Source organism: Paraburkholderia sp. BCC1876 (genome assembly GCF_902833695.1).
In the GTDB taxonomy this organism is placed as follows: Bacteria; Pseudomonadota; Gammaproteobacteria; order Burkholderiales; family Burkholderiaceae; genus Paraburkholderia.
Map to the genome: position 1 here is coordinate 401,984 of NZ_CADFGI010000001.1, position 13,650 is coordinate 415,633.

Genomic DNA, 13,650 nt, shown 5'->3' on the forward strand with positions numbered 1-13,650 from the left:
CGTTATTCCTTATAGCTCGCGTCGATGCGGTCGACCTTGCGCACCAGCGCGTCGAACACGTCCTGCCCGGCGCCGTGACGCGGATCGAACTGTAGCGCGTCGCGCGAGCAGCGGATCGCGACCTCTTCCGGCACCGGCCGCGCGCGGCCCATCGAGAAGGTCGCCATCTGGATCTCGCAGGCGCGATTGAGCGTCCACAGCATCGCGAAAGTTTGCGGCAGCGTATGGCCCCACGTCAGCAGCCCATGATTGCGCAGAATCACCGCCTGTTTATTGCCGATATGCTCGAGCAGCCGCGGCCCCTCTTCCGCATGCACCGTGATGCCCTCGAAATCGTGATACGCGACACGGTCGTGCAATTGCGCGCTATAGAAGTTGGTCTGCTGCAAGCCCTCTTCCAGACACGCCACCGCGACACCCGCCGTGGTGTGCGTGTGCATCACGCAATGCGCGTCGGGCAAGCCTTCGTGAATCGCCGCATGCACGACGAACCCAGCGGGATTCACTGGATACGGCGAGTGATCGAGCACGCGACCGTGCGCGTCGATCTTCACGAGATTGCTCGCCGTCACCTCGCTGTAGTGCAAGCCGAACGGATTGATCAGGAAATGCCGCTCGCCACCGCTCACGCTCGCCGGGACCCGCAACGTGATGTGGTTGTAGATCATCTCGCTCCAGCCGAGCATGTCGAAGATGCGATAGCACGCCGCCAGTTGCACGCGCGCGTGCCATTCGTCGGGATGCATCGCGGCGGTCTTCGGCACGCTTGCGGGTTCCATTTCGAGGGTGGTCATGAGGATCTCCGGGGTTATCGTTCTGGCTTATGGGTTCGGCTTGCACTTTTGCTCCGGCGCTGCGCGGCCATTACGCGATCGTTACGCGCCCGACACCACGGCCGCGATCGACGACGCCACATACTCCGCGTTGCGTGCATTCAGCCCCGCCACGCACATGCGTCCCGAGCGCAGCACATACACCGCGTATTCGCTGCGCAGACGTTCAACCTGGCTTTCGCTCAAGCCCGTGTAGGTGAACATGCCGCGTTGCGCGACGTAACGCGCGCGCATCACTTCATCGACACGGCCGGCGAGTCCGCTGTGGATCGTGCCGCGCATCGCCAGAATCCGCTCGCGCATGGTGGCGAGTTCGGCTTCCCACGAAGCGCGCAACGTTGCGTCGGCGAGCACGTTGGCGACCAGTCGCGCGCCGTGCGTCGGCGGATTGCTGTAGTTCGCGCGCACCGTGGAGCTCAATTGCCCGAGCACGCGGCTCGCTTCTTCCGCGCTGCGGCACACTACGCTCAACGCGCCGACGCGCTCGCCGTACAGCGAGAAATTCTTCGAGAACGAATTGGCGGCGATCAGCGGCACGTCGGCATCGGCCAGCATGCGTACGCAGGCGGCGTCTTCTTCGAGACTGGCGCCGAAACCCTGATAGGCCATGTCGACAAACGCGATCAGCTTGCGGCGCAGCAACACCGGCACCAGTTCGGCCCATTGCGCCGGGCTCAGATCGACGCCGGTCGGGTTATGGCAGCACGCATGCAGCAGCACGATGCTGCCTTCCGGCAGGCGGCCGATGGCGTCGAGCATGTCGGCGAAACGCAAGCCGCCGGTTTGCTCGTCGTAATACGGATAGGTGTTGACCGTGAGGCCCGCGCCTTCGAATACGACCCGATGGTTTTCCCAGCTCGGATCGCTGATCCAGATCTGCGCACCCGGAAAATAACGTTTCAGGAAATCGGCGCCGACCTTGAGCGCGCCCGACCCGCCGATAGTCTGCAGCGTCGCGATCCGGCCCGCAGCGCGCGCCTCGCTGTTCGCGCCGAAGACCAGCGCCTGCGCGCCGTCGCGATAGAGCGGCAGGCCCGACATCGGCAGATAGGAACGCGGGCCGATCGCGTCGAGCAGCGCGGTTTCGGCGCGGCGCACCGCGCCCATGACCGGCAGCTTGCCGGCGTCGTCGAAATAAATGCCGATGCTCAGATTGACCTTGTTGGGCCGGGGATCGAGTTGAAAGTCCTCGTTCAGGCTCAGGATCGGGTCGCCGGGATAGGCGGGAATATGGTCGAACATGGCAAATCCTTGTATGCGGAGCGAGACGGAAGTCTAAGCGGCTTGGCGGCTTGCGTCGATCAGGAGAAGTCTCAGCTACCAGCGCGCTGCGCACAATCAATCGATTTTTCACGATTCGTAAGTTTTTCTTTAGAATCGACAGATGCCACTCACCCGCGCCACTCTCCGCCAGTTCGAAGCGTTTCTCGCCATCGTCGATTTGCACAGCATCGGCGCGGCGGCGGAACGGCTCGGGCTGACCTCGTCGGCGGTCAGCCAGTTGCTGGCCGAACTGGAAACCGAACTCGGCTTTCGCCTGTTCGATCGCACCACGCGGCGCGTTGATCTGTCGAGCGCGGGGCAGGACTTTTTATCGTCGGCGGAATCGGTGTTGCGGCACGTGCGCGCCGCCGCCCAAACCGCCGACGACATCCGCAACCGCGCCGCCGGCATCGTGCGGGTCGGCGCGCCGCTGGTGCTGGCGGCCACGGCGCTGCCCGCCGCCATTGCCGACTACGCGCGCGACAAACCGAAGGTAGTCGTGCGCATTTACGACACCGTGGTCGAGCAACTGGTGGAGCGCGTGGAAAGCGGCGATGTGGATCTCGCGATCGGACCCGACCGGCAAAGCGGCACGCGCGTGCGCTGCGATCCGGCGTTCGCGAGCCCGTGGGTGATGTGGTGCGCGCCGACGCATCCGTTGAACGCGCGGCGCCGCGTGCAATGGCAGCATTTGCGCGACGTGCCGATCGTCGCCACCGGCCGCGATCACGAGCGTGCGGTCGGGCAGATGCTGGCCAATCTGCCGCCGGAGGCGCGCATCATTCCGATGGATGTGGTGGACAATGTCACCACCGCGTTCGGGCTGGCGTCGCAAGGGTTGGCGGTGACGCTCGCGCCGGCGTATGTCGCGCCGCTCGCGCGCACCTTCGGGCTGGTGATGAAGCGTATCGTCGATCCGGAAACGATCCGCGAGGTGTGCGTGTATCGCGCCACGGAGCGCGCGTTATCGCCGCCCGCCGACGGTTTCGCGGATTTCATCGTGCCGTGGCTGAAACGTTGGGACCGTGAGACGCAGGCGGAAGCGCGCGCCAAACGCAGTTGACAAACGTGACTGACAAACGCAGTTGACTACAGACGCTCTGGCAGCAGACACAGCGCGAACAACTGCCGCTGACTCGAAATACCGAGCCGCGCATAAGCGCGCTTCTGATACGTGATAACGCTGGCCGGTTTGATGCCCATTTGCAGCGCGATCTCCGCGGCGGTGGCACCTTCGAGCGTGCCGCGCAATACATCCAGTTCACGCGACGTCAGCGCCGGGCACACGCGCCGCACGCGTGCGAGCATCACGGCCGCCGTCCCCTGCTGATGCTGTCCATTCAACGCGTAATGGCTCTTCGCCGCGTGCGCGAAAAGCGGCGCAACGCGTTCTACCTGCTCCAGTTCGCCCGGCTGAAACACGCCATAAGCGCTGTCGCGATACAGATTGATGGAGAGCCACACGTGTTCCATCGGTTGCACGAGCAACGATAAGCGGTCGGACACGTTCGGCTGCGCGTAGCAGGCGGCGCGATAGGCTTCGTTTTCGATCTCGGCGCCTTGTTGCTGATGCAGCACGAGCGCGTCGCGCGAATGCCGGTCCGGCGAGCGTTCGATGATGGTGCGATTGCCGTCCAGCGCGTAGAAATGGGTGGCGTAGCGATCCGCGACGTCGCGCAGAAAGCGTCCGCCGCGATGATCCGCCGCCGACACGGTGCGCGGTTTAGCGTCGAATTCGTAGGCGAAGACGGTGCACTGCGAAACCGGCAGCGTATCGCCGACGATCTTCAGCATGCTGGCCGCGAGCGCATCCGGATCGGCCTGCGAGATCGCCATGACGAGATCGGTTGCACGCAACGTGCTGAGTTGTCCGCTTCCGTGCGGTGCGGCGAGGCGCCAGGAACGCATGATGAGATTCGGCTCGTGCGGCGTAGATAGGGATCCGCCAAGCGTAGCACAGCAGCTATCGGCGCGACTCTTCGCCGCGCCGGCGGCGGTCTGGTCCTAAAGCTGCCACAGCTTGACCGCCAGAAAATCCACCAGCAAGCGCGTTCGCTGGGGGAGACGGCGCGTTTTCACCCACATCGCGTGCAGCGGCAGCGGCGCAAGCTGGAAATCGGGCAACAGCACTTCCACGCTGCCCGCCTCGACCCACTCCTGTATCTGCCAGTAGGCGGCCACGCCAATGCCCATTCCGCCGAGCACGCCGGCGTTCACCGCTGCGACCTGATTGCTGTCGAAACGGCCTGACACGGTCACCGCGATCTCTTCGCCGCCGGGTTCTGCGAGAAGCCAGCGTCCCGGATGCGGGCCGCCGGTTCGCACCACGCATTCATGTTTGAGCAGATCGCGCGGATGAGCCGGCCGACCGTGCTCCGCGAGATACGCGGGCGCGGCGAACACCACGCGCCGCAGCGTGCCGATCCGCCGCGCGATCAACCGCGAATCGGGTGTTTCGCCGATCCGGATCGTCACGTCTGCGCCGGTCTCGGCGGGATCGCGATAGTCGTCGCTCAGATCCAGCGATAACGTCAGTTGCCGGTGACGCTGCAAAAACTCCGCCGCGAGCGGTGCAACGAATTTCGGGCCGAATAGCGTGGGCGCGTTGACGTGCAGCCGGCCGCTGAGCTGGTGCGCTTCTTCGGCCAGCTCGGTACGCGCCAACTCCAGTTCGCTCAGCGCGCCTTTGACGCGCTCGTAAAAGCGCATGCCCGCCGCGCTCGGTTGCGAGGTGCGGGTGGTGCGCACGATCAGCGTCGAGCCGTGCGCGCGTTCGAGCATTTGCAGCGAGCGACTCACGGCTTGCAATGAGCGGCCAAGCCGACGGGCGGCGCTCGTCAGACTGCCTTCTTCGACGATCGCCACCAGAGTTTCCAGATCGCGCAGCGCGTCCATGGTCGATTCTCCCGAATATCGTGAGGATGTATCCCGCTTGGTGCGAATTGTGTTTGCCGGACGTGAGAGTAGCATCCTCTGCACCTTCCCTTGCTGCGAGACCGACTATGGATTCATCCGCAATCGAATGCCAGACAGCGCGCCCGACCCAGACCCCAAGCCGCGCCGCCGTGCCGCCGGAACAGAGCGTGCCCACCGCCCGCTTCGCTGCGATGGTCGCGGTCGCCGTGTTGCCGCTTTATGCATCGCAAACGTTGATCGGTCCGCTGGACGCGTCGTTGCATCTCGGCGCGTGGACCACGCTCGTCACCGCGTTGACGCTGCTCGGCTACGCCGTGGGGCTCGTCGGCCTGGTGCCGTTGATCGACCGGCTGCCCAACCGGCCGTTGATCGCCGCGACCTTGCTCGCGCAGATCGCCTGTCTCGCGCTGGCCGCCGTCGCGCCGTTCGCGCCGGTGTTTCTGGCGGCGTCGTTCGCGGTCGGCGTCACGTCGAGCGTGGTGCAGATGCTGGTGCCCGCGGCCGCTTCGCTGGCGCCGCCGGCTTCGCGCGGCAAGGTGGTCGGCAATGTGATGAGCGGCCTGATGCTCGGCATTCTGTTGTCGCGGCCGCTGGCCAGTCTGATCGGCGGCCTGATGGGTTGGCGCGCTTTCTTCGCGGCTGATTCGCTGGTGCTCGCCGCCGTCGCGCTGGCCGTGGTGCCGCGTCTGCCGGACGTTCGGCCGGCCGGTGCGCCGTCGTATGGGACGTTGCTGGCGTCGATGGGACGGTTGATCACGCAGGAACCGGTGCTGCGCCGGCGCGCGCTGTATCAAGGCCTGCTGATGGCCGGCTTCAACGTGTTCTGGAGCAGCGTCGCGATCGTCTTGACGCACGCGCCGCTCGGACTCGGCAGCAACGCGGTCGCGCTGTTCGCGCTGGCCGGCGGCGGCAGCGTGTTCATCGCGCCGCTGGCGGGCCGCGCCGGCGATCGCGGGTGGTCGAGGCGCGCCACGCTCGTCGCGCATCTGGTTGCGATGACGGCGTCGTTGCTGGCGGCATGCGCGTTGATGCCGGGCGTGTCGCGCGGTGGGTCGATTGCGATGCTGGCTATCGCGGCGTTCTTTATCGACGGCGGTGTGATCGCCGATCAGGCGCTCGGTCGGCGCGCCATCAATCTGCTCGCACCGGAATCGCGCGGGCGCGTCAACGGGCTGTTCACGGGGCTGTTTTTTATCGGCAGCGCGATCGGCGCGACGATCGCCGGGCCGGCTCTCGCGCATTGGGGCTGGCCGGGCGTGTGCGTGGTCGCGTTGGGGTTCTTCGGCGCGGCGATGGGTTTGCATCTGCGCGATGGTTGGCGGGGGGCGTGATGCGGGCTCGTGCTTCTCGCGTCGTGCTGCTGATCTTTGGAACATCCGGATGGACGCGGTGCACCGATTCTCGCTATCCTCTGCCACTGCCCGGCTCGCTGCGGGTCGGCAATAGCGTGATGTCCAACCCGAAAGATAAATGAAAACAACGCATCCATTGCACGGCAAGACTTCTCAAACACGTATCCGGGCAGCACAAGCATTCGTCATTCTCGCCTGCGTCATGGGCACAGTCACAGCGGAGGCCAATACGACATCGGCGCCGTCGTATGTGCCGGCGCAGAGCATTCCATGCACCTATGGGCTGTCTGCCGACGATCTGAAATCCGCGGGTCCGGCAGTGGAACACGCACCTCGCCCGGACGTCGCGGTTCGGGCATCGATCGATGAACGAGGACAGATTAGCGACGTGGTTGTGGAACAGTCGTCGGGCAATGCCGCGTTCGACAATCTCGCCCTGCAGGCATCCCGGCGAGCACAGTGCCGACCTTTTCCCGGTATGGACGGCAAGCCGGTCGCGGTCGAAACGAACTTCGTCTTCAATCTGCCGCAGCCGAACGCCAATGCAACGCACGCCGCCCCGAATCTGGCGGCGGCCGCAATCAATCCGGGCGCTGCGGGTGGCCGCCCTACACCGTCTTTCCCCATGAGCGCCGCCACGCCCCCGCTTCTGGCCGCGGCCCTCCCGTTTGAATTCAGCAAGCCGCTCGATACCAGCACGCTGGCCAGGTTCGGCATCGCGCCCGGCTCGTCCAAGGCGAAGCTATTCGACGACTGGGCCAAAAAACTCGCGGCTGATCCGGACATCAAGAACTACTTCACGTCCGACAACAACCCGGCTAACGCGGGCCCGTTTGCGTTATCGCGCGCGCTGGGCGTGCTGGACGCGATGGCGAGAATCTCGCGGGACGACCGTGAACGGCTGACGCGTTTCACGACACAGGCGCTGGACAATGCGCCGCCGGATTGCGGCGGCATCAAGAATCTGCAGATAATCACGTCGCGCTATCTGTCAATGAGCACTGAGAGCGACGCAGAGCTTCAGGCTCAGTTGGACACGATCTACAACCTGCTCAAGCAAGCCCCCCAGAGCACGCCGCTGCCACAGATCACCCCCGGCCAGCGATTGCAAGGTCAACTCGCGCTCTCGGCGTCCCTCTCGGATGCACTGAAACGCGATCCCGATGAGACCGAAGATCTCGGCCTTCTGATGAGCGGCAAACAGGCGGAGCTTTCGCCTGCCGCGTGGTGTAAAGCCACGCGTTTATACCGGCATGCTTTCGACAAAACGCCGCAACCAGCGCGCGACTGGCTCATGCTTTCGGAGTTGGAAACCCAGCGACGTGCCGCCGCCGTTCTGCTGACCACGCTGAATAATCTCAACGCGATGGCTCAGGCCGCCCGACAGCCCGTCGCCGCGCCTCAGGTGTTCGACTATCCGGAGTTGTTGCGGCGACGCATCCGTCCCAACATCGTCTGGAATGGCAAGGCGAGCCGACTCGAAACGGTGGTCGAAGTCCACTGCGCTCCTTCAGGCAATCTGGAGTCGGTGAAAATTGTCCGCTCGAGCGGTGACCCGGCGTGGGACCGCGCAGCACTTGAAGCGGTCAAGCGGTCCGATCCCATGCCGCTGGACGAAAGCGGCCAGGCGCCCCGGACGTTCAAGATCACGCTGAGACCGGGGGTGTGAGGGTGCGGCGCCATGCCGACCGACCCTAGTCCGATCCCATGTCATCGGACTGCATGACCAGAAAGTCCTCGTAGCGTCGATTCCTGATCCAGGACGGCGCGCGTCCACGGCCGCTCCAGGTCGCCCCGGTGACGGGGTCCTGATACTTCATCCGAAGCGGCCTGGTCTTATACGTGCCGCGCCGGTCCACGCGTAACTGGTTAGGCACCAGGTTGAAGAAGTTCATGACCTGGCGGACATGTTCGATGGCCGCTTTCTGCTCCTGCTGCCACGCGATCAGGATCCGCTCATCGAGTTGCGCGAGTTGCTGTTTCAACGTCTTTACCCTGCTGCTCATACTTTGTTTCCGTAGTACATGACCCGGTCGTTGCACTGCATCCCGGTCTTTGCGATTGCGATCATTCACATATCAAGTGAGATATGCAATGCAATCGTAATACTAGCGAGTTGAATTTTAAATATCAACTGATATCCTTGCGACCATGAACACGGCGAGCAAACCCCAGCGGCTGAGCCGCGAAGAAAGTCGATTGCAGACGCGGACCCATTTGCTGGCTGCGGCGAAGCGTCTGTTTGTCGACCGAGGTTTCGGCGCCACCTCGCTCAGGGATATCGCGACCGAGGCCGGCTATACGCAGGGCGCGTTCTATTCGAATTTCGCGAGCAAAGAAGAACTGTTTGTCGAACTGATGCGAGAGCGGTCGAAGGCGCAAGTGACCGACATTGCCCAAACGCTGAGCGATCCCGCTGCGTCCGCGGACGACATTCTGAGCGCGCTGGAAATGTGGGCGCAGACACTCGATGCCGAGCCCGAGTGGTCCGTGCTGGGGGTTGAATTCAAGCTGATGGGACGCCGCAGTCCTGGTTTTGCAACCGCGGTGCAGGCATTGCTGGACACTCACCGTGACGGCCTCGCCTATTGCATCGGGCAGATTTTCGCCAGACTGAAAAAGGTGCCGCCCGAATCGCCGATCGTATTGGCCACGTCCTTCATGGGCCTCTCGCAAGGCCTCGCATTGCAACGGTCGATGCTGTCCGAAGTGCCTATCGGGCACATGATCATGGTGTTTCTGCGCAGCCTGTTAGCCGCCGCGCCGCGTGTGCGCTGATTGACGATGGCGAGGTGATTGCTCATCGGCCTTCGATTGGCGCAGCGATAACAAAGGAGACCGCCGTGAGATTGATGGCCGTGATCGTCACGCTCTTTGCTCTGCTTGCCACACCTGCCCTCGCCGCCGATGTCGGCTTCGTGGAGGTCAAGATAGCGAACGGTGCGGAGCCGCCGCTAACGGCCGGGGTCTGGTATCCGACTGATGCGACGGCGACGCCACATGCTCTGGGCAATGTCACGCAGACGGTGGCGCTCGACGCGCCCATCGACGGCCATAGCCTGCCGCTGGTGGTCATGTCGCATGGCGGCGGAGGGTGGTACGGCAGCCATTACGACACGGCGCTAGCCCTGGCTCACGCGGGCTTCGTGGTGGCGGCTGTCAGCCACGCCGGCGACACGTTCGATGACCAGAGCCGCGTGTTGCAACTGTGGCGCCGTCCCGCGCAACTTCATCGTTTGTTGGACTACATCCTCGACGACTGGCGTTGGCATGAGCGACTGGACGCGGGCCGCGTCGGCGCATTCGGCTTCTCTAACGGCGGCTTCACCGTGCTCGTAGCCGCGGGCGGGATCCCGGATCTTTCGAAGATCGCACCGTATTGCGAGGCTCATCCTGAGCATGACCTTTGCACGGCCTTGAAACAGGCCGGTGTCGATCTCCATTCGATCCCGGAGGTTTCTGCCAGCGCCTGGGTTCACGACCCGCGCATCAAGGCCCTCGTCATCGCCGCGCCCGCGTTCGGCTTCAGCTTCGGCCGCGCGGGGCTCAGCAGCGTGCACGCCTCGATCCAACTCTGGCGAGCTGCCGATGATCGTCATCAGCCAGATCCGTATTATGAGGAAGCGGTGCGCGGCGATCTGCCTCAGACACCTGAATATCGTGTGGTTCCTGATGCAGGGCATTACGACTTTCTGCCGCCCTGCGATACGCGGCTGTCCCGGAAGATGCCGGAAATCTGCAATAGCTTGCCGGGCTTCGACCGTGCGGCGTTCCATGAACAATTCAATGCCGACGTGGTGCAGTTCTTTCAGGCGACGCTGCGATAGCCGTTTGCGAGACTTTTACCGCCAGCCGGTCGTATGAGGTCACTCGTGGTGAGCGGAGCATTTCAATGCGAACGACACTTGTTCTATTTCCCTCACTGCATTAGGCTTTGGCCTATGAACCCGTCCCAAATCCACTCGATTATTACCGCCGCGAAAGTCTCGGCGGGATAGCTATTGAGTTGACAATAAGCCATCGCAACCCGCCCAGAAGGCGGGTTTTTGCTTTCTGGGCGCTAATCGGAGCGCCACGAAATGACGAGTAAGAACACGTTGGATACTGCAGTGGGCCTTTGCGATGCGGCCGTTCTGCATATGGTCTGCGGCAAGATTGCGTCGGGCAAGTCCACGCTCACGGCTCGCCTGGCCGATGCTCAGCGGACGGTTCTGATCAGCGAAGACGTATGGATCGCGCGTCTTTATCCGGACGAAATTCATACGCTGGCGGACTATGTGCGCTGCGCGGCACGCTTGAAGACGGTCCTCACCGAACACATTCAGTCGCTTCTTGCGGCGGGAATATCCGTGGTATTGGACTTCCCGTTTAACACGACCGACACGCGTACATGGGGACATGCTTTAGCGCGAGCTGTCGGCTGTGAGCATCGGCTTCACTATCTGGAAGTGAGCGACGAGATTTGCAAATCTCGCTTAAGGGCAAGGAACGCGTCAGGCGAGCATCCGTTCGAGACTTCTGAAGCGCAGTATGAATTGATCACTCGTTATTTCGTCCCGCCGACCGCAGATGAAGGGTTTGAGCTTGTTGTCTACGATGAGACGGGGAGTGTTCGTGGACTGAGTGCGGCGGAGATGGGATTGTTCGGAATGCCCGATACAAGCTCATTGCTGTAGACGAAACATAAGTCGTGAAAGAACTGAACCCTCACTTCCGAGGGACGGCGAATGTCGAACTCCTGCCGGTTTCATTTCGCGACACGGGCGCTCGAAAAGCGCGGACACGAGTTCGTCAACAGGCTTGTCGGCATCTTTCGAACGAAATGCAGTTCCCGCCAAAGCAACGCCCATGGAGCACCAGGCCATCCATTCCAGCGTTGCCAACTCGACGGACTCCCGTGTTTTCCAGGTGCGGCGATGAATCAGTTCGGCCTTGTACAAGCCGTTGATTGTCTCGGCCAGTGCGTTATCGTAACTGTCGCCACGGCTACCAACCGAGGGCTCTATGCCTGCTTCGGCCAGTCGCTCGCTATAGCGAATGCTAACGTATTGCGAGCCTCTGTCGGAGTGATGTATCAACGTTCCATCGCCGCCTGGGCGCCGCGCATAAAGTGCCTGTTCAAGTGCATCCAGAACGAAGTCTGTAGTCATCGACGAACTGACGCGCCAACCGACAATCCGTCGCGCGAACGCGTTTGCCGCACTTGCGAAGTACGACCAGCAGCAGCGGATTCTGAAGGATGGCGAAGCACCGCTGGCGCAGGCCCGCGAATCGACATCGGCCGGCTATCGCAACGGCAGAAACAGCCAGCTCGATGTGGTCGAGGCGGATGCGCAACTTCAACATATTCAGGAAGCACGCATCCTGGCGCAGTCGGCGAGCGCGCGTTCAGCCATCGCAACGTTCAAGGCGCTGGGTGGCGGATGGGATAGCGGGCCGGGGACAACGGGACAGACCGTTGCGAACCGTTAGAGATGATTGGCGGAGACAAGGCTTGCAGAGCGTCCGACCGGGGCGAGTGCATTCGCTTGCGCGAGTGGGCCAGCAGACGCCGGTTGCTCTCCCATCAAGCTTTCGATTTGCTTCGCGACCAGTTTCGCCATGTGGGCGGCGTCGGCGTCCACCGTCGACTTCCTGTCTCCCACCGCTTTCTCGGCCGCGCCTACCGCCAGCGAACCGGTGCCGAGGGACGAGATCGCGCCGGGCTTTTTCCCGCTCGTCGAGTCGAGATCAAACGCCAGCATGACTGTCGCGTGTCCCGCCGTCACCGACGACACCGTCACGTGGGCCTTGAGATCGCTGGCGCCGCTGCCCAGGCCGATCATCACCCGCTCGCTCTTGCTGCCCTCGTCTATCGCTGTAAATTCGCCGTCTACCACGAGGCTCGTCCCTCTGCGTTCAGCGTCGGCATTGCCGGTCGTTGCTGCCGCAATGTGGTCGGTAGCGAGTTGATCGGCCAGCGCCTTGCCGAATACGGCTTGAACGTGCTGAGCCAGCACGTCGGGTGTCGAGTCCGCATCTTTCCCATGTTTCACCAGCCGGTTCCTGCGCAAACGGCCGGCGATAGACTGATCGAGCGAGACGGCATCGGCGCGAACCGCGAAGTCGTGAATGGCGACCCGGTCAGGCTTCGGAACGATTTGCCCTTTGCCATCCTGCTCGACCGACTGCACCTTTGCGCGCCCACTCCAGAAGTTGCCAACGCTGCTCTGGGCGTGCGCTACCTGAATTTGCATGACCGCCACAAGCGTAGCTGCGATGAGCGTCGGTTTCATCTTTCGTCCTTTGGGGAACCGGCTCGCCGGACGGCCTCGCGAGCCCCGACAACTCTTTGGTGAGTCGTGGAGACAAGCCAGTTAGCTGGTGTGAAACCGATCTTCGCGGCTCCCCTCTTTAGCGGCCATCCGTTTGCGACGAAGCGACACGATGTGTCGCGAAACGACGCCGATCGGGCGCGACCGAACCCGGGCGGCTGGCGAAAGACTTCATCTCCTGAACCGAGGTCGTTGCCATGCGTGCGCTTTCAAATTCTCCCTTCCGACACGTAGTCCACTTCGCGATATCGCGGCAACCGCGCGCCGCCTCATCGCGTCACGAGGCTGAGTTCGTTGCCCCGACCCGGGGCGATCGGAATGGGTTGCGAGAGATAGCCGTTCGCAGGATCGCGGACATACTCAAGGTAGGCGTTCCCATAATCGAACGCGTTTTCCGCGAGGATCAGTGCGCCGCTTCTTAAGCGCGGTTCGAGCAACTTCAAGATGGGCAGATACAGGCTGAACGCACCGTCGAGCAGAACCAGGTCGATTTCACCCGGCACCTCGGCGAGCGTCTCGCGCGCATCCCCTACGCGGATGTCGACCAGATCGGCAAGGCCCGCGGCTTCAAGGTTGGCACCCGCGCGCGCCGCTTTGCCAGGTTCCAGCTCACTACCGATCAGGTGTCCACCGCCCATGTCGCGCAGTGCTGCCGCCAGATAGACGGTGGACACCCCCATCGACGTCCCGAACTCGACGATCCGCGTTGCCTTGCTTGCGCGCGCGCATTGGTAGAGGAATTGCCCGTAGGCCGGCGTCACGTTCAGGAAGTTGTTCACGTAGCCGTGATAGAAGCCGCGCAGATCCCGGCGCTCTTCGGCGAAATGTTCGGCGATCGAGTCGGCCAACAACTGCTCCGGCTGGTCGCTCTCGCTGAAGGCTGCCATCAGCGCGCCATCGGCTTGCTCCGCTTCCGCGAACATACGCTGCAAGGTCTGGGCGACGCGCCCGGTGCTCAATGAATTCATGGTG

13 protein-coding genes and 1 pseudogene are annotated in these 13,650 nt (G+C 63.0%); 6 read left to right on the forward strand and 8 right to left on the reverse strand.

All coding sequences use genetic code 11. The features are described from left to right. Positions 1-2 precede the first annotated feature (2 nt). Both HWY05_RS01630 and HWY05_RS01635 read right to left on the reverse strand, forming a co-directional pair. Entirely contained in the window at positions 3-794 is a 792-nt protein-coding gene (locus HWY05_RS01630; protein WP_176057194.1) for a class II aldolase/adducin family protein, read from the reverse strand. 81 nt (positions 795-875) lie between these two features. Further along, a complete protein-coding gene (locus HWY05_RS01635; protein WP_176057195.1) occupies positions 876-2,075 on the reverse strand; it encodes an amino acid aminotransferase in 1,200 nt (399 codons plus the stop codon). 142 nt (positions 2,076-2,217) lie between these two features. On the opposite strand from HWY05_RS01635, the gene HWY05_RS01640 reads away from it, so the two are divergent. Further along, entirely contained in the window at positions 2,218-3,159 is a 942-nt protein-coding gene (locus HWY05_RS01640) for a LysR family transcriptional regulator (RefSeq protein WP_035557628.1), read from the forward strand. Positions 3,160-3,185: 26 nt separating this feature from the next. Here HWY05_RS01640 and HWY05_RS01645 read toward each other — a convergent pair whose 3' ends face one another. Then, on the reverse strand, positions 3,186-4,004 hold the full coding sequence (locus HWY05_RS01645) for a helix-turn-helix transcriptional regulator (protein WP_176057196.1): 819 nt from the start codon (positions 4,002-4,004) through the stop codon (positions 3,186-3,188). A gap of 96 nt (positions 4,005-4,100) precedes the next feature. Beyond that, the gene (locus HWY05_RS01650) at positions 4,101-4,991 is read right to left on the reverse strand and encodes a LysR family transcriptional regulator (protein ID WP_035557631.1); all 891 of its coding nucleotides are present in this window, start codon (positions 4,989-4,991) and stop codon (positions 4,101-4,103) included. A gap of 107 nt (positions 4,992-5,098) precedes the next feature. Between HWY05_RS01650 and HWY05_RS01655 the strand changes: the two genes are divergently transcribed. Next, the gene (locus tag HWY05_RS01655; protein ID WP_176057197.1) at positions 5,099-6,343 is read left to right on the forward strand and encodes an MFS transporter; all 1,245 of its coding nucleotides are present in this window, start codon (positions 5,099-5,101) and stop codon (positions 6,341-6,343) included. 139 nt (positions 6,344-6,482) lie between these two features. After that, positions 6,483-8,033, forward strand: coding sequence for a TonB family protein (locus tag HWY05_RS01660; RefSeq protein ID WP_231585048.1), 1,551 nt, complete (start codon positions 6,483-6,485; stop codon positions 8,031-8,033). Positions 8,034-8,058: 25 nt separating this feature from the next. Here the strand turns inward: HWY05_RS01660 and HWY05_RS01665 are convergent, their stop codons facing one another. Beyond that, positions 8,059-8,370 carry an H-NS histone family protein gene (locus tag HWY05_RS01665; RefSeq protein ID WP_176057198.1) on the reverse strand — a complete coding sequence of 104 codons (312 nt, stop codon included), beginning with the start codon at positions 8,368-8,370 and terminating at the stop codon, positions 8,059-8,061. Between the two features lie 193 nt (positions 8,371-8,563). On the opposite strand from HWY05_RS01665, the gene HWY05_RS01670 reads away from it, so the two are divergent. From HWY05_RS01670 to HWY05_RS01680, 3 genes are all read left to right on the forward strand, one after another. Then, positions 8,564-9,142, forward strand: a complete 579-nt coding sequence (locus tag HWY05_RS01670) for a TetR family transcriptional regulator (protein ID WP_231585049.1) — start codon at positions 8,564-8,566, stop codon at positions 9,140-9,142. 74 nt (positions 9,143-9,216) lie between these two features. Further along, positions 9,217-10,191 carry a dienelactone hydrolase gene (locus HWY05_RS01675; protein WP_176057763.1) on the forward strand — a complete coding sequence of 325 codons (975 nt, stop codon included), beginning with the start codon at positions 9,217-9,219 and terminating at the stop codon, positions 10,189-10,191. A 252-nt stretch (positions 10,192-10,443) separates the two neighbouring features. Continuing rightward, positions 10,444-11,040 carry an ATP-binding protein gene (locus HWY05_RS01680; RefSeq protein WP_176057199.1) on the forward strand — a complete coding sequence of 199 codons (597 nt, stop codon included), beginning with the start codon at positions 10,444-10,446 and terminating at the stop codon, positions 11,038-11,040. 180 nt (positions 11,041-11,220) lie between these two features. Here HWY05_RS01680 and HWY05_RS01685 read toward each other — a convergent pair. The 3 genes and pseudogenes from HWY05_RS01685 to HWY05_RS01695 all read right to left on the reverse strand — a co-directional run. Continuing rightward, positions 11,221-11,649 (reverse strand): annotated as a pseudogene (locus HWY05_RS01685) (DDE-type integrase/transposase/recombinase); the annotation flags it as partial. Positions 11,650-11,832: 183 nt separating this feature from the next. Continuing rightward, positions 11,833-12,639 carry a DUF4410 domain-containing protein gene (locus tag HWY05_RS01690; RefSeq protein WP_035557639.1) on the reverse strand — a complete coding sequence of 269 codons (807 nt, stop codon included), beginning with the start codon at positions 12,637-12,639 and terminating at the stop codon, positions 11,833-11,835. Positions 12,640-12,947: 308 nt separating this feature from the next. Further along, positions 12,948-13,646 carry a class I SAM-dependent methyltransferase gene (locus HWY05_RS01695; RefSeq protein ID WP_176057200.1) on the reverse strand — a complete coding sequence of 233 codons (699 nt, stop codon included), beginning with the start codon at positions 13,644-13,646 and terminating at the stop codon, positions 12,948-12,950. Positions 13,647-13,650: the final 4 nt, after the last annotated feature.

Coding starts and splice junctions, on each gene's coding strand:
- HWY05_RS01690 (WP_035557639.1), bottom strand. CDS start 12,639: ATGAAACCGACGCTCATCGCAGCTACGCTTGTGGCGGTCATGCAAATT.
- HWY05_RS01665 (WP_176057198.1), bottom strand. CDS start 8,370: ATGAGCAGCAGGGTAAAGACGTTGAAACAGCAACTCGCGCAACTCGAT.
- HWY05_RS01675 (WP_176057763.1), top strand. CDS start 9,217: ATGGCCGTGATCGTCACGCTCTTTGCTCTGCTTGCCACACCTGCCCTC.
- HWY05_RS01630 (WP_176057194.1), bottom strand. CDS start 794: ATGACCACCCTCGAAATGGAACCCGCAAGCGTGCCGAAGACCGCCGCG.
- HWY05_RS01695 (WP_176057200.1), bottom strand. CDS start 13,646: ATGAATTCATTGAGCACCGGGCGCGTCGCCCAGACCTTGCAGCGTATG.
- HWY05_RS01680 (WP_176057199.1), top strand. CDS start 10,444: ATGACGAGTAAGAACACGTTGGATACTGCAGTGGGCCTTTGCGATGCG.
- HWY05_RS01645 (WP_176057196.1), bottom strand. CDS start 4,004: ATGCGTTCCTGGCGCCTCGCCGCACCGCACGGAAGCGGACAACTCAGC.
- HWY05_RS01650 (WP_035557631.1), bottom strand. CDS start 4,991: ATGGACGCGCTGCGCGATCTGGAAACTCTGGTGGCGATCGTCGAAGAA.
- HWY05_RS01655 (WP_176057197.1), top strand. CDS start 5,099: ATGGATTCATCCGCAATCGAATGCCAGACAGCGCGCCCGACCCAGACC.
- HWY05_RS01640 (WP_035557628.1), top strand. CDS start 2,218: ATGCCACTCACCCGCGCCACTCTCCGCCAGTTCGAAGCGTTTCTCGCC.
- HWY05_RS01635 (WP_176057195.1), bottom strand. CDS start 2,075: ATGTTCGACCATATTCCCGCCTATCCCGGCGACCCGATCCTGAGCCTG.
- HWY05_RS01660 (WP_231585048.1), top strand. CDS start 6,483: ATGAAAACAACGCATCCATTGCACGGCAAGACTTCTCAAACACGTATC.